Raw genomic sequence first — 23,866 nt, forward strand, 5'->3', positions numbered from 1 at the left:
GCTACCGCCTCGCCCTGCACGGACACGGCTAGCGACCTTCAGCGGTTGTCACCGCCCGTCCCGCCTCCTCACCGTGTCCGCGCCTCACGCGCCACGTCTCCACCTCGTACGCGCTCCACTTCACCACCGCAGCTTCGGCGCACCGCCGTAGCGGCGCTCCGGCGACGGCCGCACCACGGCTCTTGCCACCCCTCGAAGGGACCACCTTGAAGCTGAGCGAGCTGCTGGCCGGACAGACCCAACACATCCTCCAGGGCGACCCGGAGCGGACGCGCATCACCGCGGGAACGGCATTCGACGTGGACCGGGTGGCGCCGGGATCGCTCTTCATCGCGGTGCCGGGGCATCTGGAGGGCGGCCCCGGAGCGGTGGCCCCCGCCCTTGCCCGGGGCGCGGTGGCGGTCGTGGTGGAGGAGGACTGCGTACTGCCGGCGGCGGAGGACGCCTGCGTCGTGCGTGTGCCGGACACCCGGGCCGCGGCGGCGGTCGCCGCCTCCCGCTACTACGGCGAGCCGGGGCGCGGGATGGACATGGTGGCGATCACCGGCACCAACGGCAAGACGTCCGTCTCGTACATGGTCGAGTCCGTGCTGCGGATCTCCGAGGGGGCGAGCGCCGGGGTCATCGGCACGGCCGGCAGCCGCATCGGTGACGAGGTGATCCCGATGCCCCGGTCGGTGCTCTCCACCCCCGAGTCTCCCGATCTGCAGTACCTGCTGGGGTGCATGCGTGACCGCGGTGCCGGAACCGTCGTGCTGGAGGCCACGTCCATGGGCCTGCTGACCCACCGGGTCGACCGCACGTTCCTCGACGTGGGGGTCTTCACCAACCTCAGCCAGGACCACCTGGACGACCACGGCACGATGGAGAACTACCGGGACGCCAAGCTCCGGCTCTTCCAGGGGTTGTGCCGGCACGCCGTCGTCAACGCGGACGACCCCGTGGGAGCCCGGATCGGGACGATGATGCCGGGCGCGGTGAGCACCTACGCCCTCGACACCGAGGCGGACTACCGGGCCACCGATCTGGTCGTCGACGCCTCGGGCACCCGCTTCACGCTGCATCACGACGGCCGTAAGTACCCGGCCGCGATCCCCGCGCCCGGCAGGTTCTCCGTCTCCAACGCGCTGGCCACGGTGGCGGCCTGCCACAGCCTGGGGCACGACCTCGCCGGACTCGTCTCCGCGCTCGAACGGATGCCGCAGATCCCGGGCCGCTTCGAACGTGTCACGACCGCCGGCGGCACCTCGGTGATCGTGGACTACGCCCACTCCCCGGACTCGCTGAACAAGGTGCTCGGCACCATCCGCGGCTTCGCCCCGTCCAAGGTCGTCACCGTCTTCGGCTGCGGCGGAGACAGGGACACCACCAAGCGAGCCGAGATGGGCGCGATCGCCGGTACGTACTCCGACCTGTGCGTGCTCACCTCCGACAACCCGCGCGACGAGGACCCCGAGGCCATCCTGGACCAGGTCGCCCCCGGCATCGAGTCCACCGGCACCCCGTACGAACGCCTCGCGGACCGCCGCCGGGCCATCGCCTACGCACTCGCGGCAGCCGGACCCGGTGACATCGTCCTGATCGCGGGCAAGGGCAGCGAGCCCTACCAGATCGTCGGTGACCGACTGCTGCCCTTCAGCGACATGGCCACCGTGCGGGAACTCGCGGACATTCCGGCCGTACGGGCCCAGCCCGTCCTGCGGTAGGCCGGCGCGCAGTCGTGCCCCCACCCGCCGCCGTCGAAGCGGACCTCCCGGAGGCTGGTACCGACAGACCGTGGACCGCCCGGCTGATTCACATCGCGGACGTGTGGATCGACGACGTAGAGGTGTTGGCCCGGAACGCCCGTCCGGTGCGAGGCTGACACCGGGCCCCGACCGGGGCGGAACGGGGAGCAGCGATGGATGAGTTCAGGACGAAGGCCGGAGTGGTCGCCGGACGAAGGGCCGACCGTGATCCGGAGGTCGTCGTACTGCGCGGAATCCCTTACGCCGCGCCCCCGTTCGGCGCCGGCAGGTTCCGAGCTCCCCGTCCCGCCGCCCCCTGGGACGGCATCCGGGACTGCGCCGGGTTCGGCCCCGTCGCCCCGCAGTCCGCCGAGCTGCCCGGATCGCCGGCGTGGTTACCGGGGGACGAGGACATCCTCAGCCTCAACGTCTGGACCTCCGGCGGCAGCGGCGACACGCTCCCCGTGCTCGTCTGGATCCACGGCGGCGCCTACGCCTTCGGCTCCTCCGCCCAGCCGGACTTCGACGGGACGGTCCTGGCGGGTCTTGGACTCGTGGTCGTCACCCTCAACTACCGGCTGGGATTCGAGGGTTTCGGTCATGTCCCGCCCGCCGAGGGCGAGGAACCCTGTCCTGACAACCGGGGTCTCCTCGACCAGATAGCCGCTCTGCGATGGGTGCAGGAGAACATCGCCTCGTTCGGCGGCGACCCCGGCCGAGTCACCGTGGCCGGACAGTCCTCCGGAGCGACCTCGGTCGCCTGCCTGATGGTGATGGACGGGGCGCGCGGCCTGTTCCACCGCGCCGTCGCGCACAGCGCCGTGAACGCCTGCGCCTCCCCGGAATCCGCGGCCCGCACCACGGCGGAGGTCGCCGCCGCGGCCGGTGTCCCCGCCACGTACGGAGGGCTGGTGTCCGCCTCCCCGAAGGTGCTGGTCGATGCCACCGACCGGGTGACCGACCGGTACCGGCGCGACCCCGGATCCGGAGCGCGGCACTACGACCCCGCGATCTACGGACCCGTGGCCGGGAGCGCCACCCTGCCGCTCGACCCCCTCACCGCATTCGCCCGCGGCGCCGGCCGGGAGATCGGACTGCTGGTCTGTCACACCGCGGAGGAATACTGGCTGCTGGACGCGGTGGGCAGTTGCGCGAAGGTCACCGAGGAGCGACAACTCGCAGTTTTCGCACGGGACTTCGGTGTCCCGTCGGCGGTGCTGAACGGCTATCGCGAGCTCAGGCCGGAGGCATCCGTGCACGACACCTATCTGGCCGTGTACGGGGATCTGCTGTTCGGTGAGTACAGCTGCGAACTGGCCGAGGCCCACACGCGGGGAGGCGGGCGGAGCCGGCTCTCGCGCTTCGTCCGGCAGCGCGACGGGCGGGGGAGGCCGGTCAGGGCGTGGCACTGTGCGGACATCCCCTTCGCCTTCGGCACCGTGGACGACGCACACGTCCACTTCCTCACCGGGGGGCCTCCGGGGGCAGCCGACCACGCACTCTCCTCGCGCATGACGCGCGCCTGGGCGGAGTTCGCGGCCACCGGCGACCCCGGCTGGGCACCGCTCACGGCAGAGGGCGGACCCGTACGGATCTGGGACACCTCCGCGGACGACGCTCCGGCAGGCCGGTGGGACGCGTTCCGTGCACCGTGGCGTGCCTCCGGCCTCCCGCTGCTGATGCCCTGACCTTCCGGAGCGGCCGGCCCGTTCGGGCGACGTCATTGGCATGGACCTGACCGTCGAACTGGACTACAGTCCGTAGCGGTACTCTGAGAGCGCTCTCAGACGGCTCTCGGATGCTTCTGTTCCACCCCCACGATGCTGGAACAACAGAAGGGGCATTCCCTTGAGACATACGACGATGGTGCGGACCGGTCTCTCCGCACTGCTCATCATCGGCACCTGGGCGACCGCCGGCCTGACACAGGCCTCCGCGGCGGACTCCGGTTCCTCCGCCGAACCTCAGGCGTCGGCCGGGATCATCACGGCCATGCAGCGCGACCTCGGGCTGACGAAGAGTCAGGCAGAGGCGCGGCTCACCGCGGAGAAGGCGGCCACAGCCCTGCAAGGAACGGCGCGGAAGGCGGCCGGGACGTCGTTCGGCGGCTCCTGGTTCGACGCGGGCAGCGGCCGGCTGACGGTCGCCGTCACGGACAGCCACAAGGCCGGTGCCGTGCGGGCGACCGGCGCCGAGGTCCGGGTGGTCGGTCACACGGCGCGCGAACTCGACGCGGTCAAGGACAAGCTGGACGCGCTGTCCGCACCCAGCGGCGTGAGCAGTTGGCACGTCGATCCCCGGGCGAACAGCGTGGTGGTGAGTGTCGTCGCCTCCGAACAGGGTGACAACGATGTCCGGGCGTTCGTCGCGAAGGCGCGCAAGGCGGGCCCCGTCACGGTGAAGCAGACCGCCGAGGCCCCGCAGACCTTCGCGGCGGGCACGGTCGGCGGCGACCCGTACTACACCGGAAACGTCCGTTGTTCCATAGGCTTCTCGGTGCACGGCGGCTTCGTCACGGCAGGCCACTGCGGGCAGACGGGCGGAGCGGTCCGGGGCTGGGACAACTCCGCCATCGGCTCGTTCCAGGGCTCGTCCTTCCCCGACAACGACTACGCCTGGGTGAACGTGGGCAGCGGCTGGTGGACCGTGCCCGTGGTCCTGGGCTGGGGCACCGTGTCCGACCAGCTGGTCCGCGGCTCCAACGAGGCCCCGATCGGAGCGTCCATCTGCCGCTCCGGGTCCACCACCCACTGGCACTGCGGCAACGTCCTCGCCAAGAACGAGACCGTCAACTACAGCCAGGGCGCCGTCCGTCAGATGACCAAGACCAGCGTCTGCGCCGAAGGCGGCGACTCGGGTGGCTCGTTCATCAGTGGAGACCAGGCGCAGGGTGTCACCTCGGGCGGCTGGGGCAACTGCAGCAGCGGCGGTGAGACCTGGTACCAGCCCGTCAACGAGATCCTCAACCGCTACGGGCTGACGCTCCACACGGCCTGACGGTGAAGCCCGCCGGGCCCACGGCCCGGCGGGACGTGACCGGTCTGCTGCGGCAGCAGGGTGGCTCCCTGCCGCAGCGGACCCATGGGGCCAAGGGCCTGTCGGACGCTTCCCCTCTGCCGCGCGACGCCAATTGTCAGACCGGCCCCGGTCCGGATCGTGCCGGGCGCGCGGGCCCCCTTCGCGGCGCTGCCTGCACTCGCAGGGCCTCCTTCCCCGCGCGGGTGAAGTCACCGCTCCGGCGGGTCGGGCGGCCGCTGACGAAGCCGCCGTACGCGGCGCCGCGGCGGCGGCGGACCGCGCGACGCACGGATCGAGGCGGACCCGAGCCGGCTCGTGCCGCAGTTGAACGATCCCCTGGGGCATGGTGCGCTCAAGCGCTGCCGCCCGACGGCGACCGCTCCGAACTCCCCCCGCGGTGACTTCCGTTCACGAACTCTTGACATGTTCTCAGCCGCGACGTAACACTGACAGCGTTTGGGAGAGCGCTCTCCCGAAGTCTCCGTAGAACGTTCCGTACGACGCACCATCCAGCTCCACTCTCCCCCACCGCGCACCCGGTGTGCGCGGACGCAGAGCGGCATGGAGGTCCGCATGGCCGAAGGAATCAGCAGAATCACCTTGGTGTCCGCGCTCGTCGTCGCCACCGCAGTGGCCCTGGTCGTCATGAGTCTCACGGCGATCCGCAGCGGTGCACCGGCGGACGGGGTAGCCCCGAAGGCCGCCGGTGAGCCGGCCGCGGCGGCACACGTCATGCAGGGGACGCGGCACACGCAGGGCCACGTCATGGCGGCCGCCGACCCCGTCCCCTCGGGGGACGACCCCGACGGCGACGGATACATCCCGGCGAACCCGCCGGTCACCGGGGTGGAGCCGTCCACCGAGATCCCGCCTCACCGGTACTTCCACGAGTTCCAGGCGAACTGCTCGGTCAGTCACACCGGATCGGTCGACCCGATCGTCTACCCCGGCCGGACCGGCAAGTCCCACAACCACACGTTCATGGGGAACGACACCACGGACGAGAACAGCACCACCGCCTCGCTCGGCGCGGGCGGCACGGCCTGCAAAGCACCCGGTGACCTGTCCGCGTACTGGATGCCGACCCTCTACAACGGGGACCGGGAGGTCCGCCCGGTCGGTCCGCAGACCATCTACTACAAGGCGGGCGTCACCGACTACCGGACCGTGCGGCCCTTCCCCGAGGGGCTGCGCTTCGTCGTCGGCAGCCCGACGCAGACCGCCGAGCAGTTCCGTGACCACCCGGGCATGGTCGAGGGGTACGAGTGCGGTGAGAGCTACCACAACTACGAGTTCCCGGCCACGTGCCCGACCAGCCAGGACACGCAGCTCAACCTCCGTATGCAGGCGCCCAGTTGTTGGGACGGCAAGAATCTGGACACCCCGGACCACCAGGCCCACATGGCCTACCCGATCGTGATGGGCGCCAACCAGGACGTCTGCCCGGCCAGTCACCCGGTCGCCGTGCCGATGATCGAGTTCAAGATGGCCTGGCCGGTCAACGGCGACATGTCGCAGGTGAGACTGGCCAGCGGCACGGGGCACTCCTTCCATTACGACTTCTTCAACGCCTGGGACGAAGCGACCCTGGACGCCATGGTCGGCCACTGCATCGTGGGCGGCCTGCAGTGCGACGCCCGGGGCTACGACCAGAACAACCCCGGTGAGGGGGCCGCTCTGGACGAGAACTACGAACTGCCCTGACCTCCCCGTCTCTCCCTCGGGGCGCACCGCGCCCACGAGGGAGAGAGCTCTCCCCACCAACTCGGCTCTCCCCATGAGGAGCTGTCACCCCGATGAAACTGTCACGTACTTATTTTTTCGGCCCGCCGCCGCAGACGCACGACGGCAGCGCGAGGCGTACACGACGTTCGTCAACGACATCACCAAGAGGAGCCGCGTCGTCGACGCCGACCGCACCCCGGGCGACGACACACCGCCCGTGATCACACCCTCCAGACCTCGGACGACGGCCAGTACTGGACCACGGTCCACACCGTCACGGAGGGCAACGGCGGTACCGACGACATCGACGTCACGGGCCAAGCGCGCTACGTACGGGTGAACACCACCGTGCGCGGCACCCCTTGGGGCTACTCGCTCCACATGTTCGGTGTCTACCGGAGCTGAGCGCCCGCAGGGACCACCGCACCGTCCCACTCCCCGCCGTCGGCGCGGCGGGGGAGTCCGCAGGCGCGGGCCCCGACCGGCGCCGGACCGTCACCGGGGAGCGGTCCGGCGTACTGGACGGCACGCACTCCGCCGCACCGGCCCCGTCGCACGCCCCCACCGTCAGGGGGACTCCTCCGGGCCCTCGTCGCCCGAGCTCAGTTCCTCGGCCCGCAGAGCCAGGTCCTGCAGTACGTCGGCAGAGGTCACGTTCTCCTGCCCGGAGTCGTGGATCTGGGCGAGCGCGATGAAGGCCAGCGTGAACGCCCCGACCAGCTGCTCGACGGCGCCGCCGACCTCGCGTCCCACCAGGACGGCCATCTCCTCGACGGTGGCGTCGGAGGGGATGGCGATGTGCGGCATGGTCTCGTTGAGAAGGGTGGTCACCATGCTCTCGCCCGCGGCGGGGTCGCCGCCCGTCTCCTCCTCGGCGTGGCGCTGCATCTCGCCCGCCTCCGTGAGGATGCCGATCACTCGCTTGAGGACTTCGCTCTGCTCCATACGGTGAGCATATGCGCCTGACCTCTCACGTCCGATCGCCCTCCGGCGGTGTGCCGGACGGCCCGCGCCCCGGACACCGGCAGGTGGGAGCACCGGCAGGAGGCGGGCGGACCGCCGCCCCCGGGCGCCGACGACGAGACCGCTCTCGCGGCCCTGTCCGACTTCCTGGCACGCGGCGGCACCCGTCCCACTCCCCAGCCCCTCCGGGGCACCACCCCGGCCCCGGGCCACCGGACGGCGGCGGGCTGACCGCGCCGGACCCCGCCCGGCGGGCCTGGCGGTAGAGTCCGCCCGTGAGTTGAACCTCCGGGCGGCGGTCCCATGCCGCCGCAGACGGTGCGGGCGCCCCGGCCGGCGGGGCGCCCGGAGATCACACCATGACCGCTGAACTTCCCCTCACCTATGACTCCTTCGTCGCGCAGGCCACCGCCGACCCAGGCGTGCTGGAGACATTCTTCGCGCTCGACCGCCGGCCTCGCCCGTACAACAAGTACCTGGAGTGGGAGCTCGCCCGGTACCCGCTTCCCGGCTGGGAGACGTATGCGCTCCTCGACGCCGTGGACCGTGTGTCGAGGACGGGCGACGTGTCCGCGCAGCGTCGTCTCTTCGCTCGTGTCGAGGGCTGACCCGGCGGGCCGGACTCGGCGCCGTCCTGGACGCCTGGGGGGAGGACCAGCATCTGATGCGTCCCCGGTAGGCCCCGTCCGGATCAGGCCGGGCGAGGGGAGCGGGCCCCCTCAGGCGGAGTCCCTCAGTACCAGCACCGGTTCGAAGATCACCGATGTCGTGGGCCGGTCCGGTGCCGCCAGCCGGTCCAGCAGCATACCGGCCATCTCCGCCGCCATGTCCTCCACGGGCTGCCGCACCGTCGTGAGCGGCGGGCGGCAGGCCGAGGCGGCGCTGCTGTCGTCGAAGCCGATCACGGCGACGTCCTCGGGCACCCGCCTGCCGTGTTCCCGCAGCACATGGCACGCGCCCATCGCCATCAGGTCGTTACCCGCGAACACTCCGTCCAGGGCGGGGTGCCGGGCCAGCAGCCGCTCCATCGCGGCCTCGCCGCTCTCCTGGGTGAACAGCCCCTCGGCCACCGGGACATCGGCGTGGCCGTGCTGCGCCATCGCATCCCGGAAGCCCGCGAGCCTCTCCTGCCCCGCAGGGACGTTCAGGGGCCCGCTGATCGTGACGATCCGGCGGCAGCCGCGTGCCAGCAGGTGCTCGGCGGCCAGCCGGGCCCCGTCCCGGTGGGCCAGGTCGACATAGCTGATCCGTGCCGGCCGGGCAGGGCGCGCGAACAGCACGGCGGACAGCCCCGCGTCAGTGATCAGGCCGGGCAGTGGGTCCTGCGGGTGGGTCGACACGATCAGCGCCCCGTCGGCGCTGCCCTGCCGCAGATACGCCACCACCTCGTCCCGGGCCCGCGCGGTCTCGGCGAACATCAGCACCGGGTGCATCCCGCGTGGCCGTAGATAGTCGACGATCCCGGCCACCACCCGGCCGAAGAACGGATCTGCGAAGACCCGGGAGGTGAAGGACACCTCCCCGGCGCCTTCTTCAGCCTCCGGCTCCACCCCCGCGCCCGAGACCACCAGTGCCACGGCACCCGCGCGCCGGGTGACCAGGGAGCGCGCCGCACGGTTGGGCGTGTAGCCGGTGACCGAGACCGCCTGCCGGACGACTTTTTGGATCGCCGGGTCGACGTTGCGTACCCCGTTGACGACCCGCGAGACCGTCGCGCGCGAGACGCCGGCCGCCCGCGCCACGTCCTCCAGGGTGGGCGCCGCGTCGGGGGATCGCAGAGCATCCGTCATGACGGCCTTTATAACATCAGGAGCCGGGGCGGATAGAGCGCTCTCCAGGGCCGCCGGAGAGGTCGGACGGCGGGCGCCGCCCCGGCTCCCGGGGTGGTGCGCCGGGGCGTACGGGCGGTGTGCGGCAACTGTTCACTTGTCACCACCCTTTGTATGCCCATAAGTTGGCCGCTTGCGACGTGTCCTACTGCAGTGGGGGAGCCTGATCATGGCCGCGAACGGACGGCACCGCAGATACCAGCCCAGCCGGCTCAACCGTGCCTCGCTCACGGTGACGGCGGGAGGCGCGGGCATCGCGCTCCCGCTCCTCACGGCTGCCTCGGCCGGAGCTGCCTCGACCGATGTGTGGGAGAAGGTCGCCGCCTGCGAGTCGACCGGCAACTGGCACATCAACACCGGTAACGGCTACTACGGCGGCCTCCAGTTCACCCGCTCGACCTGGGCGGCGTACGGAGGCACCGCCTACGCCGAGCGGGCCGACCTGGCGACCAAGGACCAGCAGATAGCCGTCGCCGAGAAGGTGCTCGACGGGCAGGGACCGGGAGCCTGGCCGGCGTGCTCCGTGCAGGCCGGCCTGAAGCAGGGCGGCGACGCTCCCGGCATCACCCCCCAGTCGCAGCGCCAGGTCGCCGTCGAGGCGACCGGGCAGGACAGGACACCGGAGTCCGGCCCCTCGAAGAAGGGCGCCCCCGGCACCGGTGCGGCGAAGGCGTCGCCCACCGCCGTGCCCGGTCAGCGGGAGTCGTACACCGTCGCACGCGGTGACTCCCTCTCCGGCATCGCGTCCGCCGAGCGGGTGCAGGGCGGCTGGCAGCGGCTGTATACGGCCAACCGCACCGTGGTGGGGGCCGACCCCGACCTCATCCTCCCGGGGCAGCGGCTGACCCTCGACGTGGCCGGCGCGCCCCCGGCGGCCGCACCGAAGCAGAAGGCGGGCCCGAAGCAGGAGACGGCTCCCAAGGCCAAGGCCAAGCCCGAGGTCAAGCCCGAGCCCAAGGCCACCGAGAAGGCCACGGAGAAGACAGCGCCCAGGACGGCCGCCCCCAAGGCCACGGAGAAGGCCCGGCCCAAACCGGCGGCGAAGCCCGCGGCCCAGCCCGAGAAGAAGGCGTCCAAGCCGCGGTCCGCCCTCACCGCCCCCGTGTCCGCCCGCACCGGAACGCCGTACCACCAGGCCGGTTCATGGTCCAGCGGCTATCACACGGGCGTCGACTTCCCGGTGTCCACCGGCACCACCGTGAAGGCCGTGGCCTCCGGAAAGGTCGTCTCCGCCGGCTGGGCGGGCGCCTACGGCTACGAGATCGTCATCCGGCACACCGACGGCAAGTACAGCCAGTACGCCCACCTCTCCTCGCTCCATGTGCGCGAGGGGCAGCAGGTCGGCAGCGGCCAGCGGATCGCCCGATCGGGATCCACCGGCAACAGCACCGGCCCGCACCTGCACTTCGAGATCCGCACCGGCCCCGGCTACGGATCCGACATCGACCCCCTGGCCTACCTCAGGGCCGGCGGCGTCAGCGTCTGAACGGTCCCCGGCAGGCGGCCCTCTAAATCACCCCGGCGAGCAGAGCCGGCGGCAGGCCGGCCGCCGCCGAACTCCACGCGCCCGCCCCCGTGGTCCAACGGCAGCGTCAGCGGGAGGGAGAGCGCCGTCGGGGCCGGGAAAGGGTCCGGCAGCGCCGCCGCCCCCAGCGCGGTCGCGGGCTTCGCCGGCTCCGGCAGCACCACGGCATGAGGCACGTCCGTGGCATCATCTGCCCCCGGCGTACGCTCCCCGGACCCCTCCTGCTCCGCCGTACGCCGCTCAGCTCCCACCCGCTCCGTGGTCAGCAGCACCAGACCGGCCGCCGCCAGCGCACCGCAGCCGAGGGCGAGCAGGGTGCCCGTCATGCCGTAACGGAACTGCTCCCCGAACATCGTGATGCCCACGGCGGCCGCCACCACCGGGTTGACCACGGTCACCGTCGCCAGCGGCGCCGTCAGCCCGGCACCCCGGTACGCGGCCTGGGAGAGCAGCAGCCCCGCGGCTGCGAGCCCCGCGATCGCCAGCAGCGTCGGCAACCCGGACGTCACCGAGCCGGAGGTCCACTCCACGGCCACGGTCTTCGTGAACACCGACGCCATACCGAAGGCGACACCGGCCCCGACGGCCAGCACCACGCTGCGCGGCATCGGCCGGTGCAGCCCCTTGGCGAGGACCAGGAGGACCACCACGGCACCGGACGTCCCGGCCGCGAGCATCAGCTGCTCGGGCCCGGCCAGCGTGTGGGACCCGGCGCTCCCCGTGAGAGCCAGCAGCCCGGCGAGGCCGGCCGTGGCCATCAGGGCCCCGCGCCACGCCGTACGTCCAGCCCTGCGGCGGACGAAGAGCGCCGCCATCGGCAGCGCGAAGACGATCGTCAGGGCACCGAGGGGCTGTACGAGGCTGAGCGGCCCGTACGCCAGCGCCACGACATGCAGCACCGCTCCCACACCGTTGAGCGCCACAGCCACCCACCAGGTGGCATTGCGCAGGGGTGCGTACGGGCGGCTGTCACCGGCCGCGGCCACGTGCTCCTGGACGATCGCCCCGGCCGCGTAGGCGACCGCGGAGACCAGTGACAGCAGCACGGAAAGCGCGAGGGAACTCATGTACACCACGATGTCCCGTCGGAGCCGCCGCGTCGTCGTCCCTGAGGCGGCGATTCGGCGTACTGCTCCGGTAGTACGTCCATCCCTCCAGGGTCCTCCTCCCGACGGTAGTCCGCCTCGCCCGAAGGCTCAGAAGTTCACCGGGGAGGTGACACCACGCCGTCGAAACGCCGCACCATGTGTCCGGAACGAGCGGAATGCCCAGTCGCCCCCGGACCGGGGGCCGTGCCGTCGTCGAGGACGCTCAGGTGCTGAGCATGAACTCGGCACGGATGCGTTTGCCGACGGGCACCCGCTCCGCCGTGACCCGGTCGCAGAGCGCGACCACGATCTCCATGCCGTGACCGCCGAGACGGGCCGGGTCGGGGGAGTAGAGCACAGGGAGAGCCGTGCTGCTGTCGTACACCGTGACGCTGATGCGCCGCGCGTCGCCCTCCAGCTCCAGCAGGTACGGGCCGTGGCTGTAGCGGTCCGCATTGGTGACGAGCTCGCTGACCGCCAGCATCAGATCACTGCGGGTGTGCTCACCGAGAACCGCGAGCCACTCCGCCACGAGCCGTGCGAGGAAGCGGTCGGCGAGTGCCCTGGCCTGCGCGATGCACCCGGGTTCGCCGTCGAACACCTCGGCGGTGAGCAGAACCTCCGTGGACGGTGACGCCTGGAACGGGTCGTCCGGCCGTGAGGTGGCCTGTTCGTTCATGTGCTCCAGCCAAGGCGCCGCAGGGGAGGTCGTGGACCTCTTCTCGCCGTTCGTCTACCCGCGTCGAGAGATCCCACTCCGGGAGATCCCTGCAGATCTTACGCGCGCCGGGGCAGCCGGACCACGCTCACGAAGAAGTCGTCGATCTGGCGCACCGCCCCGATGAACTGCTCCAGGTCGACAGGCTTGGTGACATAGGCGTTGGCGTGCAGTTTGTAGCTGCGGAGGATGTCCTCCTCGGCCGATGAGGTGGTGAGGACCACGACCGGGATCAGCGCCAGTTCCGGGTCGGTCTTGATCCGCTCCAGCACCTGGCGACCGTCGTACTTCGGCAGGTTCAGGTCGAGGAGGACCAGGTCCGGGCGCGGCGCGTCGCCGTACTCACCCTGGCGGTACAGGAAGTCCAGCGCCTCCTGCCCGTCACGGACCACGTGGAGGGTGTTGCGGATCTTGTTGTCCTCGAAGGCCTCACGGGTCATCAGTTCGTCGCCGGGGTCGTCCTCGACGAGCAGGACTTCGATGGGCTTGACGGCGTCGTTCACAGTGGATCTCCCGACCGGGGGGTGAGCGGGGCGGGGGCGAGGAGCTCCGCCGTGGTGTGCGTGGGTGCCTCAGGCAGGACGGGCAGGGTGAAGTGAATCAGTGTGCCCTCGGCCGGCTCCGGGTCCAGCCAGATCCGGCCACCGTGGAATTCGATGATCTTACGGCAGAGCGAGAGCCCGATCCCGGTGCCCTCGTACTCGTCGCGGGCGTGCAGGCGCTGGAAGATGACGAACACCTTGTCCGCGAATTCCGGCGGGATGCCGATGCCGTTGTCGGCGACCGTCAGGTGCCAGTCGTCGCCCTCACGGTCACACGTGACGGTGATCCGGCACGGCACGTCCAGCCGACGGAACTTGACCGCGTTCCCGACGAGGTTCTGCCACACCATGGTCAGCGACGTCGGGTCACCGAGCAGCTCCGGCAGCGGATCCTCGCGTACGAGGACGGCACCGGACTCCTCGACCGCCAGGGTGAGATTGGCCAGGGCCCGGTCCAGGGCGGCGTCGAGGTCCACGGGCTTCCAGCTCTGCTGCACCCGGCCCACCCGGGAGAAGGTCAGCAGGTCGTTGATGAGCACCTGCATCCGCTTGGCACCGTCGACCGCGAAGTCGATGTACTGCCGGCCGCGGTCGTCCAGCTGCGCGCTGTACCGCTTCTCCAGCAGCTGGCAGAAGGAGGCCACCTTGCGCAGCGGTTCCTGGAGGTCGTGCGACGCCACGTAGGCGAACTGCTCCAGTTCGGAATTGGACCGGCGCAGCTCCGTGGTCTGCTCGTCCAGCAGCGTCTCCCGCTCCTGGGTCTCGGCCAGCTCCGCGACCAGCCGCCTGCGCATGTCCTCGGCGGCCGCGGCCACCGCTCTGACGTCCGAGGGACCGCGGACCTGGATCTTTTCGGCGAACGCTCCGGAACTCACCTTCATCGAGGCCTCGGTCAGCCTGCTCAGGGGCCGGCCCACCACGCGATGCAGCAGCAGACTCAGCGCCACGACGGCCAGGACGAAGCCGGCGACCAGAGCGACGAGGACCCGGTCGCGTGTGGTGCGCGCGTCGTCGAGCTCGGCGCGGGAGCGGTCACGCGCGTCGTCCAGGTGGCTCTGCTGGGTGGTGTAAAGGACGCGCAACGCGTCGAACTCCGCCTTGCTGCGCATGATCGGCGCCGAGGACTCACCGGCGGGCCCGCTCGCCCGCACCGCGGCGATCAGCGGCTCCGCCCGGAGGGTACGCCACTGCTGGGAGGCCCGCTCGAGCCGGTCGAGGTCCTCGGCGTAGGGCTGTTCGTCCCCCATGAGCGAGCGCACCTGGGCCCGCCGTACCTCCTCGGCCCGCCTCCCCTCCTCGTAGGGTTCCAGGAAGGAGGCGTCCCCGGTCAGCGCGAAACCGCGTACGCCGGTCTCCTGGTCGAGGAGCGAGTTCTGCAGCTGGAACGACGCGGAGCGGGCGGGCTGGATGCGATCCACCAGATCGGTGGTCCGGTCGGAGATACGGGAGAGGACGAGCCCTCCCACGACGAGGCAGCCGCAGACCACCAGCACGAAGCCGGCCAGGATCAGATGGACCCAGTTCTGCACCGACAGCCGTGATATCGGGCCGGTCGTACCGGCCGCCGGTTCCTTCGAGCTCATGCGTCACCCTTCCAGCCAAGGTGCAGGACGGCGACGTCGTCGGCCAGCCCGCCGTACGGAGAGGCGCCCTCGGTTGCCTCGGCGACCAGAGCGTCGACGAACGCACGGGGTTCGAGTGCGCCGTACTTGCCCGCCATGGCCAGCAGCCCTTCCTCGCCCAGCCGGGACTTGGGACCCGTACGCCCTTCGAAGAGACCGTCGGTGAACAGGACGAGCTCGCTGCCGGGGGAGAGTTCCAGCTCCGTGATCGTCCAGCGGCCGGCGCCGGGCAGCAGCCCGAGGGCCATGCCGGGCTCGGGCTCCACCCAGGCGACGTCCGTGCCGCGCCGCATCAGCAGCCCGGGATGGCCGGCCCGCGCGACGAGCACCCTGTCCCGGCTCGGCGGGAAGACGAGCGTGGTCACGGTGGCGAACACATGCGGATCCGACCGCTCGGCGACGAGTATGCCTTCCAGCAGACCGGTCTTCTCGAGTTGTGTGACGCCGGTCAGTACGGCCGTGCGCCAGGCCACCCGCAGACAGACACCGAGGGCGGCCTCCGCGGCGCCGTGCCCCGACACATCGCCGATCACCGCGTGCACCGCACCGTCCGCTGTCTGGACCACGTCGTAGAAGTCGCCGCTCAGCAGCCCGTGCGCACGGCCGGCCTCGTAGCGCGCGGCCACCTGGAAGCTGTCGTCCAGCAGCAGCGGAATCGGCAGCAGGGCACGTTCCAGACGGGCGTTCTCCTGGGCGATCAGCCGGCTGGTGCGCATCGCGGACGCCGACTGCTCGGCGTGCTTGCGCTGGAGGGCGTAGCGGATCGCACGGCCCAGCATCTCGGGTTCGATCCGGCCCTTGACGAGGTAGTCCTGGGCGCCCTGTGCGACCGCGGACAGTCCGGTCTCCGACTCGGCCAGGCCCGTCAGCACGATGACGGCCGCGTCAGGGGCTGACTCGACGAGCTGACGGACGGCATCGAGGCCGTTCACATCGGGCAGGTGCAGATCCAGCAGGACACAGACGGATGTTTCGCAGGTCAGCAGGAACCGCCGCGCCTCGGCCAGCGTCTTGCACCACGTGAGCGGAGCCTCCAGCTCGCTGTCGGTGAGCATCTCCTCGACCAGCAGTGCGTCTCCGGCGTCGTCCTCGACCAGGAGCAGAGCCGCGTCGACGTCCCAGACGGACGTGTCGGCACCGGCCGGTGCCCTGTGCTGCTGCGGGATCGCATCGGGCTGATGCACACGCGCAGAGGTGTCCAGCGACGAGTCGGTCACACTCCACCCCCTATTGACGGACGGCACGGACAGTCACAGCCGTATCGGCGTGAAGCATATGTGACCGAGGCCCGGCACTCGGCCGGGCCTCGGTCAATCCGTGTACGCCGTCCGTCAGGCCTCCACGCTCATGCCCGCGCGCAGGCGCTGGACGATCCTGCTGAGCAGGCGCGACACATGCATCTGGGAAACTCCGAGCTCCGCGCCGATCTGCGCCTGCGTCATCTCCTGGCCGAAGCGCATGCGGACGATCTTGCGCTCCCGGTCGTCCAGCTGCCGCAGCAGCGGAGCCAGGGTGTGAAGATTCTCGACGCTCTCCATCCCCGGGTCGTCGTCGCCCAGGAGGTCGGCGTAGGCGCGCTGGTCGCTGCCCGACTCGCTGTCGGCGTTGGGGGTGTCCAGCGAGCCCGCCGAGTAACCGTTGGCCGCGACCAGACCCTCGATGATCTCCTCCTCGGGGAGATCGAGATGTGCGGCGAGCTCCGCGACGGTCGGGTCGCGGTCCAGCTTCGCCGACAGCTGCTCCTTGGCCTTGGCCAGCTCGACCCGCAGCTCCTGCAGTCGTCGCGGCACGTGCACGGACCAGGTGGTGTCGCGGAAGAACCGCTTGATCTCACCCACGATGTACGGCACCGCGAAGGTCGCGAACTCGACCTCGCGCGACAGGTCGAACCGGTCGATCGCCTTGATCAGGCCGATCGTGCCCACCTGGATGATGTCCTCGGTGTCGTCACCGCCCCGGTTGCGGAACCGTGAGGCGGCGAAGCGCACGAGGGAGAGATTCATCTCGATCAGGGTGTTGCGGGCGTACTGGTATTCGTGGGTCCCCTCCTCGAGGACCTGGAGCCGGTCGAAGAAGAGCTTCGACATGGCCCGGGCATCCTGCGGCGCCACCTTGCCGGCGTCCTCGATCCACGGAAGCTCGGCCGAGTCGGAAACCGTGCCCGCCTCCTCGTAGCGCGTGGCCGCGCTGCCGATCGCTTCGGTGGTTCGCACTGACATGGCCGTCATGGTGTCACCCTCCCTGGTGTCCGGTGCAGTGACGGGCGCATTCCCCGAGATCCGGAAGTAATGCCACCGAGTACCGAAGATTTTCCCGGAAAGGTGTGAGCGGGCCGGACGGGGCCGCCAGATGTAACGATCCGTGAGCGCGCGGGTGCTTTTCGTCGGTGTTCACGGCCGACGTGTGAGTCACGCCTCGTTCCGGGCACCTGTGGTTCCGGAAGCTGAGGAGGTCTCATGAGCGACACGGGCACGGCAGGCGGACCCACCGTCACGACACGGATCCCCGCGCGGCTGGACCGGCTGCCCTGGTCGCGCTGGCACTGGATGATCGTGATCGGCCTGGGTACGGTCTGGATCCTGGACGGCCTCGAGGTCACGGTCGTCGGCAACATCGCCAGCCGGCTGTCCGAGGACGGCAGCGGACTGGCCATCACCGACGCCCAGGTGACCGGCATCGCCGCCGCGCTGTACGTGGCGGGTGCCTGCTCCGGCGCGCTGGTCTTCGGATGGCTCACCGACCGCTTCGGGCGCAAGAAGCTCTTCCTGATCACCCTCGCCGTCTATCTGGCGGCCACCGCGCTCACGGCGATCTCCTTCTCGGCGTGGTGGTTCTTCCTCTTCCGCTTCCTGACGGGCTTCGGGATCGGCGGCGAGTACGCGGCGATCAACTCGGCCATCGACGAGCTGATCCCCAGTAAGTACAGGGGCCGCGTCGACCTCATCATCAACGGCAGCTTCTGGCTCGGGGCCGTGGCAGGCTCCCTGCTCTCCGTCCTCGCGCTGAACACCGACATCTTCCCGAAGGACATCGGCTGGCGGCTCACCTTCGCGCTTGGCGTGGTCCTCGGGCTCGTCATCCTGCTGGTGCGCCGTCATGTGCCGGAGAGCCCGCGGTGGATGTTCATCCACGGGCGCGACGCCGAGGCGGAGCGGCTGGTCGACGGTGTGGAACGGGAGGTGGAGGCGGAGACCGGGAGCACTCTGCCCCCGGCCGAGCCGCCCATCACCGTACGGCAGCGCAAGAGCATCGGTTTCGGGCTGATCGCGCGGACCGTCTTCCGCTCGTACCCCAAGCGGGCCGTCCTCGGACTGGCCCTCTTCATCGGCCAGGCCTTCCTGTACAACGCCATCACCTTCGGCTTCGGCTCGATCCTCGTGAAGTTCTTCGACGTCTCCAGCGGCGCCACCGGCTACTACTTCGCAGTCATCGCCTTCTGCAACTTCCTGGGACCGCTGCTGCTGGGCCGCCTCTTCGACACGGTGGGACGCAAACCGATGATCGCGGGGACGTACATCCTCTCCGGGCTGCTCCTGTTCGCCACCGCGTGGCTCTTCGGCGCCGGCCTGCTGACGGCCGTGACCATGACCGGCTGCTGGTGCCTGGTCCTCTTCGTCGCCTCCGCCGGTGCCAGCTCCGCCTATCTGACGGTGAGCGAGATCTTCCCGATGGAGACCCGGGCGATGGCGATCGCCTTCTTCTACGCCGTGGGCACAGCGGCGGGAGGCATCACGGGACCGCTGGTGTTCGCGGACCTGACGGCGAGCGGAGTGGTGGGGGACACCGTGCTGGCGTTCTGTATCGGAGCCGGCCTCATGGTGGCCGCGGGACTGGTCGCGTACTTCTTCGCGGTGGCGGCCGAGCAGAAGTCCCTCGAGTCCATCGCGACCCCGCTCTCCGCCGAAGCCGGGCGGGGAACGGGACCGAGCTGACCAACGCCCGACTCATGGCAGACTTGACCGGGGCATTCCGCCCGTGCGCGCCTGCCCTCGCCGGCTCCCGGCCGGATCACTCCCCACCGAAACCCGGCAACGGCATGAGTGACGAGTGACAGAGGAACGGCAATGACGGTGACAGAGGACAGCCAGGAGTTCGCTCCCGGTATCGACGAGTTCGGTCCCGGTATCGACCCGGATCGGCTGGCCGTCTGCCTGAGCGTGCTCGACGAGCTGAACGCCATCGAGGTCGACCACCCCGACGCCGTCGCCGTGCGCCGGGCCACCGCGGGCATCTACCGCACCGTGAAGCAGCGCCGCCGTCAGGAGCGCCGCGCCGCCAAGACCGCGCACGACAAGGCCGTCACCGAGGCCACGGCGACCGGCTCGGCCGAGCGCATCGACGACGAGACGCAGGGCGTCCTCCCGTCCTCCTCGGCCACCGCCGAGATCGCGGGAATACTCCAGCGCCCCAGGTCCTGCTACATCTGCAAGACCCGGTACGTCGAGGTGGACGCCTTCTACCACCAGCTCTGCCAGCAGTGCGCGAAGGAGAACCGCAGCCGGCGCGACGCGCGCACCGATCTCACCGGCCGCCGGGCCCTGCTCACCGGTGGCCGTGCCAAGATCGGCATGTACATCGCGCTGCGGCTCCTTCGTGACGGTGCCCACACCACCATCACCACACGCTTCCCCAACGACGCCATCCGCCGCTTCAAGGCGATGCCGGACAGCGACGAGTGGATCCACCGGCTGAAGATCGTCGGCATCGACCTGCGTGACCCGGCCCAGGTCGTCGCGCTCGCCGACTCGGTCGCCGCCGAGGGGCCGCTGGACATCCTGATCAACAACGCCGCCCAGACGGTCCGCCGCTCCCCCCAGGCCTACAGCGAGCTGCTGAGCGCGGAATCCGCACCGCTGCCCGCGGGTGAACTGCCCGCCGCCGAGGTCATCGGGACGTTCGGCAGCGGCACCGTCGACCGGGTGGCGGCCCTGCCCGCCGCCCGCAAGGAGGGCCAGGGGCTCAGCGCCCAGGATGTCACCGACCTGGCGCTGGTCACCGGATCCGCCTCGCCGGCCCGTATCGCCGCGGGCACCGCGATCGACGCGGGCGGCCTGGTGCCGGACCTGCACGACACGAACAGCTGGATCCAGACCGTCGAGGAGGTCGAGCCGATCGAGCTCCTCGAGGTCCAGCTCTGCAACTCCACGGCGCCCTTCATCCTGATCAGCAGGCTCCGGCCGGCGATGGCCAGGACCGAGGCGAAGCGTGCCTATGTGGTCAACGTCTCCGCGATGGAGGGCGTTTTCGGCCGCGGGTACAAGGGCGCGGGACACCCGCACACCAACATGGCCAAGGCCGCGCTGAACATGCTGACCCGCACCAGCGCCCAGGAGATGTTCGAGAAGGACCACATCCTGATGACGGCCGTCGACACCGGCTGGATCACGGACGAGCGGCCGCACCCCGACAAGATCCGCCTCGCGGAGGAGGGCTTCCACGCCCCGCTGGACCTCGTCGACGGTGCCGCGCGGGTCTACGACCCGATCGTGCGCGGCGAGGAGGGCGAGGAGCTGTACGGCTGCTTCCTGAAGGATTACGCCCCTGCGGGCTGGTGACCTTCTTCGGCACGCTCCGTACCTCCGGACTCGTCAGCCCCTCCCACCACCTGCGATGACAGATGGCTCGGCGGCGGCCCCGCGGACAGCGGGGCCGCCGCTGTTCTGTTGGCTCAAAGTGACCCAGGCCACACGTTCTGTCGAGCGCGACGGCGCTCATTTGGTTAGTCTGGGAGGAACGGACGCCACCAAGGGATCCACGAAGCTTCCTCGGCCGTCCTGGGACAGGGCTGTAAGCAGCCCGCCGTCCCGCCCCGTACCGGCGCCACCGCGACCGAACTGTTTCTGCCCCTGCCCCGCAGGGGGTGGTCGACACGGTTCTCACAGCCGCAGCGTCGCCACCGCCCGGGGTTACGCGACACAAAGGAGTCCGCGGTGACACCTGACATGACCAAGACCGAGACGCGCCCGTCCGAGTTGACCGGAGAGCGGGCCCGCCGGCCCGAGAAGCTCCGGAACATCGAGGTCTGGGCAAGGTCGGCACCGATCAGGCTGGCCGGCTACGAGGACGATCTGGCCGAGCCGCACATCCTGCCCGGCATCGACTGATCCGCGTTCGGCCCTCTTCGGGCAGCGCCTCGTGCCTCTGCCCCCGTCCCCGGACGGGGGCAGAGGCACGAGGCCGCTCTCAGCGGCGGCCGGACCCGGATCCGCCCGGCCGGAGTGGGACGGGCCGGGCCACCGGTCTCATGAAGTCGCGTACATAGGTCCGGTCCCACCAGCATCCGGTGGCCCGCAGCTCCTGCCGGTCCGTGAACCGGTAGTGGAAGACCCTGGCCCGGATGTGGGCCGGAGGGCCGTCGGGGAACGGGTTGTGGCCCAGCAGTCGCAGGGTGTCCCGGTCGCCGCGCAGCAGCCGTTCGACGAACGGGCCGAACCAGGAGCGGGCGTAGGCGGGGGAGAGCGCCGCGAACCACATCATCCAGTCCAGCCGCAGGTGGTACGGGGCGAACTGGCGCGGCAGCCGGCGCGGATCGCCCGGCTTGCCCCGGAAGCCGTACTCCAGCCAGCGCGTCCCCTCGTCGATCACCTCCTCGTCGGTGCCCTCGACCACCACCTCGAGGCGCATCCTGCTGATGCTCCCGAAGGCTCCGTAGGTGTTGACCAGGTGCAGCGGGTCGAAGGAGCGGTTCATCGCCTGCCGGCGGGAGAGCAGATTGCGCACCGGACGGTAACTGAGGACCAGGACGAGGGCGGTCACGACGAGGACCACCACCTCGTACCAGAGGGGCGACGACGGCTGTGCGGGCGGCGGACCGGTGACGGGTGACCAGTCGATCGCCGCGAGGGCGAGGACGATCGTCAGCCAGTTCAGCCAGGCGAAGTTCCCGGAGAGCACGAGCCACAGCTGGGTCACCACCATCAGACCCGCCGCGACGCTCGCCACCGGCTGGGGCGTGAAGAGCAGGAAGGGCACCAGGAGCTGGGTGACGTGGTTCGCCGCGGTCTCCACCCGGTGCGCGGGCTTCGGGAGACGGTGGAAGAACCAGCTCAGCGGTCCGGGCATCGGCTGGGTCTCATGGTGGAAGTCCAGGCAGGTCAGCCGCCGCCAGCACTCGTCCCCCCGGATCTTGATGAGGCCGGCGCCGAATTCCACCCGGAACAGCAGCCAGCGCAGCAGCCACAGCACCAGCACCGGGGCCGCCGTGGAGTCGTTGCCCAGGAAGACGGCGAGGAAGCCCGTCTCCAGCAGGAGCGACTCCCAGCCGAAGCCGTACCAGACCTGGCCCACCTGGACGATCGACAGGTACAGCACCCACGGCACGGCCCACAGGGCCATCGCAGCGCCCAGCGGGAGGTACGCGTCCAGGCCGGCCAGGAGTGCGAGCGACACCGCGGCGCCCGCCCAGGCGACCACGGCGAAGAAGCGGTCGGAGTAGTGCAGCCGGAACAGGCCGGGGGCGGCCCGCCACGAGGTGCGCCGCAGCAGGTCGGGCACCGGGAGCATGCCGCGGGAGCCGATCAGCGCCCGGAACTGCAGCGCCGCGGCGACGAAGGCGACGAGGTAGACGACGGCGAGCGCCCGCTGGAAGATCAGTCTGCTCAGCCAGTATCCGTCTGCGGTGAACCATTCCATCGCTTCCAGTATCCGGCTTGCCCCGCCCGTCAGGCGGCCGACACGGTGACCCGGCGCAGTGCGGCGGCGAGCCGCCGGGCGTACCACCGCTGGGCCACGGGAACGAGCGGACCCGCCAGCCGGGCGTACCAGGAGGCGGGCCGGGAGAACGCCATGACGGTGAACCAGACCGTTCCGTCGTCCGCCAGTTCCACGACGAAGCTCTCCTCCCCGCACTCCGGATGCCCCGTCAGGGTTCCGTAGCCGAAGCCGGTGCGGTCCTTCTCGTACACGGTCCAGACGATCTCGCAGGGCGCGGCGAGGCGGAGCGGCCCGATGCCCGCCGACACCTCGACGGTGACTCCGGCGGCGGCACGCTCGGCGGAGGTGTTCACCCTGGCTCCGGCGGCGCGGTGCGCCCGCCACTCCGTGACGGCGGCGCCCGCAGCCTCGAAGGCCGTACGGCCCCTGCCGACCGCCGCGCGGTGGTGCAGATGGTTGTAGCCGTCCGGGAGCGGGCCGAGCCGCGTCGCTCCTGCTTCGGGATACGTGAGCCTGCTCATGCGGTCCTGCCTTCCGGGTGGGTGAGGTCCTGGAGCCGGCGCCGGGCGAGCAGCGCGCACAGTGCGAAGCCGAGCGCGTTGCCGAGGCCGTGTGTGGCCGCCATCCAGGTAAGTGTGGGGTGCGGCAGCCCGGTGGCCTCGCCGAGCGCCCAGCTCAGCGCCAGCACCATGGTGACCGCCAGAACGCCTGCCGATACGGCCAGCAGGGCGCGGGTGACACGATCCCCTCCCGCGGCGGGGGCCGTGCGCCAGGTCAGGAGCGCGACCGCCCACATCCCGGCGGTGAGTACGACGGCCCCGGCGAGCTCGGTCCGGTCCCCGGTGAAGTAGCCGACGAGGACGAGGAGGGTGCCGAGCGGCACACTCAGGGCGGCGAACCGGCCCACCGCGCCGTCCTTGGCCCGGCAGACGAGACCGGCGACGAGGGCGGCGGCGAAACCGGCGAAGTGGAAGTGGGGCACGGTCAGCGCGAGGATGCCGAGCCCGAAGCCGAACAGTTCATGGCCGGAGCGCTCGGCGACGAGGGCGAGCGCCGCGACCGACGGGGCGACCAGTGCGGTGAGCAGGGCGGCCTCCGACGGACGCACGCTGCGGGTGCGCGCGAGCCGTCGGGGCGCGTGGGCGGCGAGGATCAGTGTCCCCAGCGCGTAGCAGAGGGCGAGTGCGGTGGCGGCGCCGCCGCGTGGCAGCCACAGGGACACCGCGCCGGGTATCGCGAAGAGCGGCCACAGGCGGCGTATCCGGTGGAGAGCGGGGTCGCCGACGAGCCCCAGGCCCAAAGGAACGATCACCAGCATGCCCAGCATGACGATCAGCCCGACCAGTACGGACATCGCGTCCACCCCCGTCCACGCGTACGACCAGATGAATTGAACGTGTTCAATTCACTTGACGCCGAGCATAGGCGTCGCCTTGAACGTGTTCAAGGCGACAGC

At 70.7% G+C, this 23,866-nt stretch carries 20 protein-coding genes and 2 pseudogenes; 11 read left to right on the plus strand and 11 right to left on the minus strand.

Annotated elements, in window-relative coordinates:
* Window positions 1-206: 206 nt before the first annotated feature.
* The 5 genes and pseudogenes from ACZ32T_RS21390 to ACZ32T_RS21410 all read left to right on the plus strand — a co-directional run.
* The gene (locus ACZ32T_RS21390; RefSeq protein ID WP_467368352.1) at window positions 207-1,706 is read left to right on the plus strand and encodes a UDP-N-acetylmuramoyl-L-alanyl-D-glutamate--2,6-diaminopimelate ligase; all 1,500 of its coding nucleotides are present in this window, start codon (window positions 207-209) and stop codon (window positions 1,704-1,706) included.
* A 194-nt stretch (window positions 1,707-1,900) separates the two neighbouring features.
* Window positions 1,901-3,415, plus strand: coding sequence for a carboxylesterase/lipase family protein (locus tag ACZ32T_RS21395; protein WP_467368355.1), 1,515 nt, complete (start codon window positions 1,901-1,903; stop codon window positions 3,413-3,415).
* A gap of 175 nt (window positions 3,416-3,590) precedes the next feature.
* On the plus strand, window positions 3,591-4,724 hold the full coding sequence (locus ACZ32T_RS21400) for a S1 family peptidase (RefSeq protein ID WP_467368556.1): 1,134 nt from the start codon (window positions 3,591-3,593) through the stop codon (window positions 4,722-4,724).
* Window positions 4,725-5,318: 594 nt separating this feature from the next.
* A complete protein-coding gene (locus ACZ32T_RS21405) occupies window positions 5,319-6,449 on the plus strand; it encodes a DUF1996 domain-containing protein (RefSeq protein WP_467368357.1) in 1,131 nt (376 codons plus the stop codon).
* Window positions 6,450-6,683: 234 nt separating this feature from the next.
* Window positions 6,684-6,875: pseudogene (locus ACZ32T_RS21410) on the plus strand (discoidin domain-containing protein); the annotation flags it as partial.
* A gap of 162 nt (window positions 6,876-7,037) precedes the next feature.
* On the opposite strand, the gene ACZ32T_RS21415 reads toward ACZ32T_RS21410, so the two are convergent.
* Complete coding sequence (locus ACZ32T_RS21415; protein WP_467269372.1) at window positions 7,038-7,415, minus strand: hypothetical protein; 378 nt, start codon at window positions 7,413-7,415, stop codon at window positions 7,038-7,040.
* Window positions 7,416-7,463: 48 nt separating this feature from the next.
* On the opposite strand from ACZ32T_RS21415, the gene ACZ32T_RS21420 reads away from it, so the two are divergent.
* The gene (locus ACZ32T_RS21420) at window positions 7,464-7,664 is read left to right on the plus strand and encodes a hypothetical protein (RefSeq protein WP_467368358.1); all 201 of its coding nucleotides are present in this window, start codon (window positions 7,464-7,466) and stop codon (window positions 7,662-7,664) included.
* A gap of 191 nt (window positions 7,665-7,855) precedes the next feature.
* Window positions 7,856-8,112: pseudogene (locus tag ACZ32T_RS21425) on the plus strand (hypothetical protein); the annotation flags it as partial.
* A 40-nt stretch (window positions 8,113-8,152) separates the two neighbouring features.
* Here ACZ32T_RS21425 and ACZ32T_RS21430 read toward each other — a convergent pair.
* On the minus strand, window positions 8,153-9,223 hold the full coding sequence (locus tag ACZ32T_RS21430) for a LacI family DNA-binding transcriptional regulator (RefSeq protein ID WP_467368360.1): 1,071 nt from the start codon (window positions 9,221-9,223) through the stop codon (window positions 8,153-8,155).
* Window positions 9,224-9,431: 208 nt separating this feature from the next.
* Here ACZ32T_RS21430 and ACZ32T_RS21435 point away from each other — a divergent pair, with 208 nt between their 5' ends.
* The gene (locus tag ACZ32T_RS21435) at window positions 9,432-10,748 is read left to right on the plus strand and encodes a transglycosylase family protein (RefSeq protein WP_467368362.1); all 1,317 of its coding nucleotides are present in this window, start codon (window positions 9,432-9,434) and stop codon (window positions 10,746-10,748) included.
* Here ACZ32T_RS21435 and ACZ32T_RS21440 read toward each other — a convergent pair.
* The 6 genes from ACZ32T_RS21440 to ACZ32T_RS21465 form a co-directional block, all read right to left on the minus strand.
* Window positions 10,718-11,854: a DMT family transporter gene (locus ACZ32T_RS21440; protein ID WP_467368364.1), complete on the minus strand. Its 1,137-nt coding sequence runs from the start codon at window positions 11,852-11,854 to the stop codon at window positions 10,718-10,720. The genes ACZ32T_RS21435 and ACZ32T_RS21440 overlap by 31 nt on opposite strands.
* A gap of 244 nt (window positions 11,855-12,098) precedes the next feature.
* A complete protein-coding gene (locus ACZ32T_RS21445; protein WP_467269380.1) occupies window positions 12,099-12,554 on the minus strand; it encodes an ATP-binding protein in 456 nt (151 codons plus the stop codon).
* A gap of 98 nt (window positions 12,555-12,652) precedes the next feature.
* Window positions 12,653-13,096 carry a response regulator gene (locus ACZ32T_RS21450; protein ID WP_356714607.1) on the minus strand — a complete coding sequence of 148 codons (444 nt, stop codon included), beginning with the start codon at window positions 13,094-13,096 and terminating at the stop codon, window positions 12,653-12,655.
* Window positions 13,093-14,718 carry a sensor histidine kinase gene (locus ACZ32T_RS21455; RefSeq protein ID WP_467368366.1) on the minus strand — a complete coding sequence of 542 codons (1,626 nt, stop codon included), beginning with the start codon at window positions 14,716-14,718 and terminating at the stop codon, window positions 13,093-13,095. Before ACZ32T_RS21455 ends, ACZ32T_RS21450 begins: the two co-directional genes overlap by 4 nt.
* The gene (locus ACZ32T_RS21460) at window positions 14,715-15,974 is read right to left on the minus strand and encodes a PP2C family protein-serine/threonine phosphatase (protein WP_467269384.1); all 1,260 of its coding nucleotides are present in this window, start codon (window positions 15,972-15,974) and stop codon (window positions 14,715-14,717) included. Before ACZ32T_RS21460 ends, ACZ32T_RS21455 begins: the two co-directional genes overlap by 4 nt.
* Window positions 15,975-16,088: 114 nt before the next feature.
* Window positions 16,089-16,985, minus strand: coding sequence for an RNA polymerase sigma factor SigF (locus tag ACZ32T_RS21465; RefSeq protein WP_467269386.1), 897 nt, complete (start codon window positions 16,983-16,985; stop codon window positions 16,089-16,091).
* A 228-nt stretch (window positions 16,986-17,213) separates the two neighbouring features.
* Here ACZ32T_RS21465 and ACZ32T_RS21470 point away from each other — a divergent pair, with 228 nt between their 5' ends.
* The 3 genes from ACZ32T_RS21470 to ACZ32T_RS21480 all read left to right on the plus strand — a co-directional run bounded on the left by ACZ32T_RS21470 (window position 17,214) and on the right by ACZ32T_RS21480 (window position 20,861).
* A complete protein-coding gene (locus ACZ32T_RS21470) occupies window positions 17,214-18,689 on the plus strand; it encodes an MFS transporter (RefSeq protein ID WP_467269388.1) in 1,476 nt (491 codons plus the stop codon).
* A 132-nt stretch (window positions 18,690-18,821) separates the two neighbouring features.
* On the plus strand, window positions 18,822-20,312 hold the full coding sequence (locus ACZ32T_RS21475; RefSeq protein ID WP_467269390.1) for an SDR family NAD(P)-dependent oxidoreductase: 1,491 nt from the start codon (window positions 18,822-18,824) through the stop codon (window positions 20,310-20,312).
* A gap of 375 nt (window positions 20,313-20,687) precedes the next feature.
* The gene (locus ACZ32T_RS21480) at window positions 20,688-20,861 is read left to right on the plus strand and encodes a hypothetical protein (RefSeq protein ID WP_362939725.1); all 174 of its coding nucleotides are present in this window, start codon (window positions 20,688-20,690) and stop codon (window positions 20,859-20,861) included.
* Between the two features lie 79 nt (window positions 20,862-20,940).
* Here ACZ32T_RS21480 and ACZ32T_RS21485 read toward each other — a convergent pair whose 3' ends face one another.
* From ACZ32T_RS21485 to ACZ32T_RS21495, 3 genes are read right to left on the minus strand one after another with little or no spacing between them, the layout of a single operon-like run.
* Window positions 20,941-22,389: a lipase maturation factor family protein gene (locus tag ACZ32T_RS21485; RefSeq protein WP_467368369.1), complete on the minus strand. Its 1,449-nt coding sequence runs from the start codon at window positions 22,387-22,389 to the stop codon at window positions 20,941-20,943.
* Window positions 22,390-22,418: 29 nt separating this feature from the next.
* On the minus strand, window positions 22,419-22,931 hold the full coding sequence (locus ACZ32T_RS21490; RefSeq protein WP_467269394.1) for a DUF1990 family protein: 513 nt from the start codon (window positions 22,929-22,931) through the stop codon (window positions 22,419-22,421).
* Entirely contained in the window at window positions 22,928-23,764 is an 837-nt protein-coding gene (locus tag ACZ32T_RS21495; RefSeq protein WP_467269395.1) for a YndJ family protein, read from the minus strand. Before ACZ32T_RS21495 ends, ACZ32T_RS21490 begins: the two co-directional genes overlap by 4 nt.
* Window positions 23,765-23,866 lie beyond the last annotated feature (102 nt).

The sequence above is a fragment of the Streptomyces sp. NPDC023573 genome (genome assembly GCF_055559735.1).

What these genes read in the sequence shown, in the direction of transcription:
- ACZ32T_RS21395 (WP_467368355.1), top strand. Translation starts at nt 1,901, where the DNA reads ATGGATGAGTTCAGGACGAAGGCCGGAGTGGTCGCCGGACGAAGGGCC.
- ACZ32T_RS21400 (WP_467368556.1), top strand. Translation starts at nt 3,591, where the DNA reads ATGGTGCGGACCGGTCTCTCCGCACTGCTCATCATCGGCACCTGGGCG.
- ACZ32T_RS21405 (WP_467368357.1), top strand. Translation starts at nt 5,319, where the DNA reads ATGGCCGAAGGAATCAGCAGAATCACCTTGGTGTCCGCGCTCGTCGTC.
- ACZ32T_RS21415 (WP_467269372.1), bottom strand. Translation starts at nt 7,415, where the DNA reads ATGGAGCAGAGCGAAGTCCTCAAGCGAGTGATCGGCATCCTCACGGAG.
- ACZ32T_RS21430 (WP_467368360.1), bottom strand. Translation starts at nt 9,223, where the DNA reads ATGACGGATGCTCTGCGATCCCCCGACGCGGCGCCCACCCTGGAGGAC.
- ACZ32T_RS21435 (WP_467368362.1), top strand. Translation starts at nt 9,432, where the DNA reads ATGGCCGCGAACGGACGGCACCGCAGATACCAGCCCAGCCGGCTCAAC.
- ACZ32T_RS21440 (WP_467368364.1), bottom strand. Translation starts at nt 11,854, where the DNA reads ATGAGTTCCCTCGCGCTTTCCGTGCTGCTGTCACTGGTCTCCGCGGTC.
- ACZ32T_RS21445 (WP_467269380.1), bottom strand. Translation starts at nt 12,554, where the DNA reads ATGAACGAACAGGCCACCTCACGGCCGGACGACCCGTTCCAGGCGTCA.
- ACZ32T_RS21455 (WP_467368366.1), bottom strand. Translation starts at nt 14,718, where the DNA reads ATGAGCTCGAAGGAACCGGCGGCCGGTACGACCGGCCCGATATCACGG.
- ACZ32T_RS21465 (WP_467269386.1), bottom strand. Translation starts at nt 16,985, where the DNA reads ATGACGGCCATGTCAGTGCGAACCACCGAAGCGATCGGCAGCGCGGCC.
- ACZ32T_RS21470 (WP_467269388.1), top strand. Translation starts at nt 17,214, where the DNA reads ATGAGCGACACGGGCACGGCAGGCGGACCCACCGTCACGACACGGATC.
- ACZ32T_RS21475 (WP_467269390.1), top strand. Translation starts at nt 18,822, where the DNA reads ATGACGGTGACAGAGGACAGCCAGGAGTTCGCTCCCGGTATCGACGAG.
- ACZ32T_RS21485 (WP_467368369.1), bottom strand. Translation starts at nt 22,389, where the DNA reads ATGGAATGGTTCACCGCAGACGGATACTGGCTGAGCAGACTGATCTTC.
- ACZ32T_RS21490 (WP_467269394.1), bottom strand. Translation starts at nt 22,931, where the DNA reads ATGAGCAGGCTCACGTATCCCGAAGCAGGAGCGACGCGGCTCGGCCCG.
- ACZ32T_RS21495 (WP_467269395.1), bottom strand. Translation starts at nt 23,764, where the DNA reads ATGTCCGTACTGGTCGGGCTGATCGTCATGCTGGGCATGCTGGTGATC.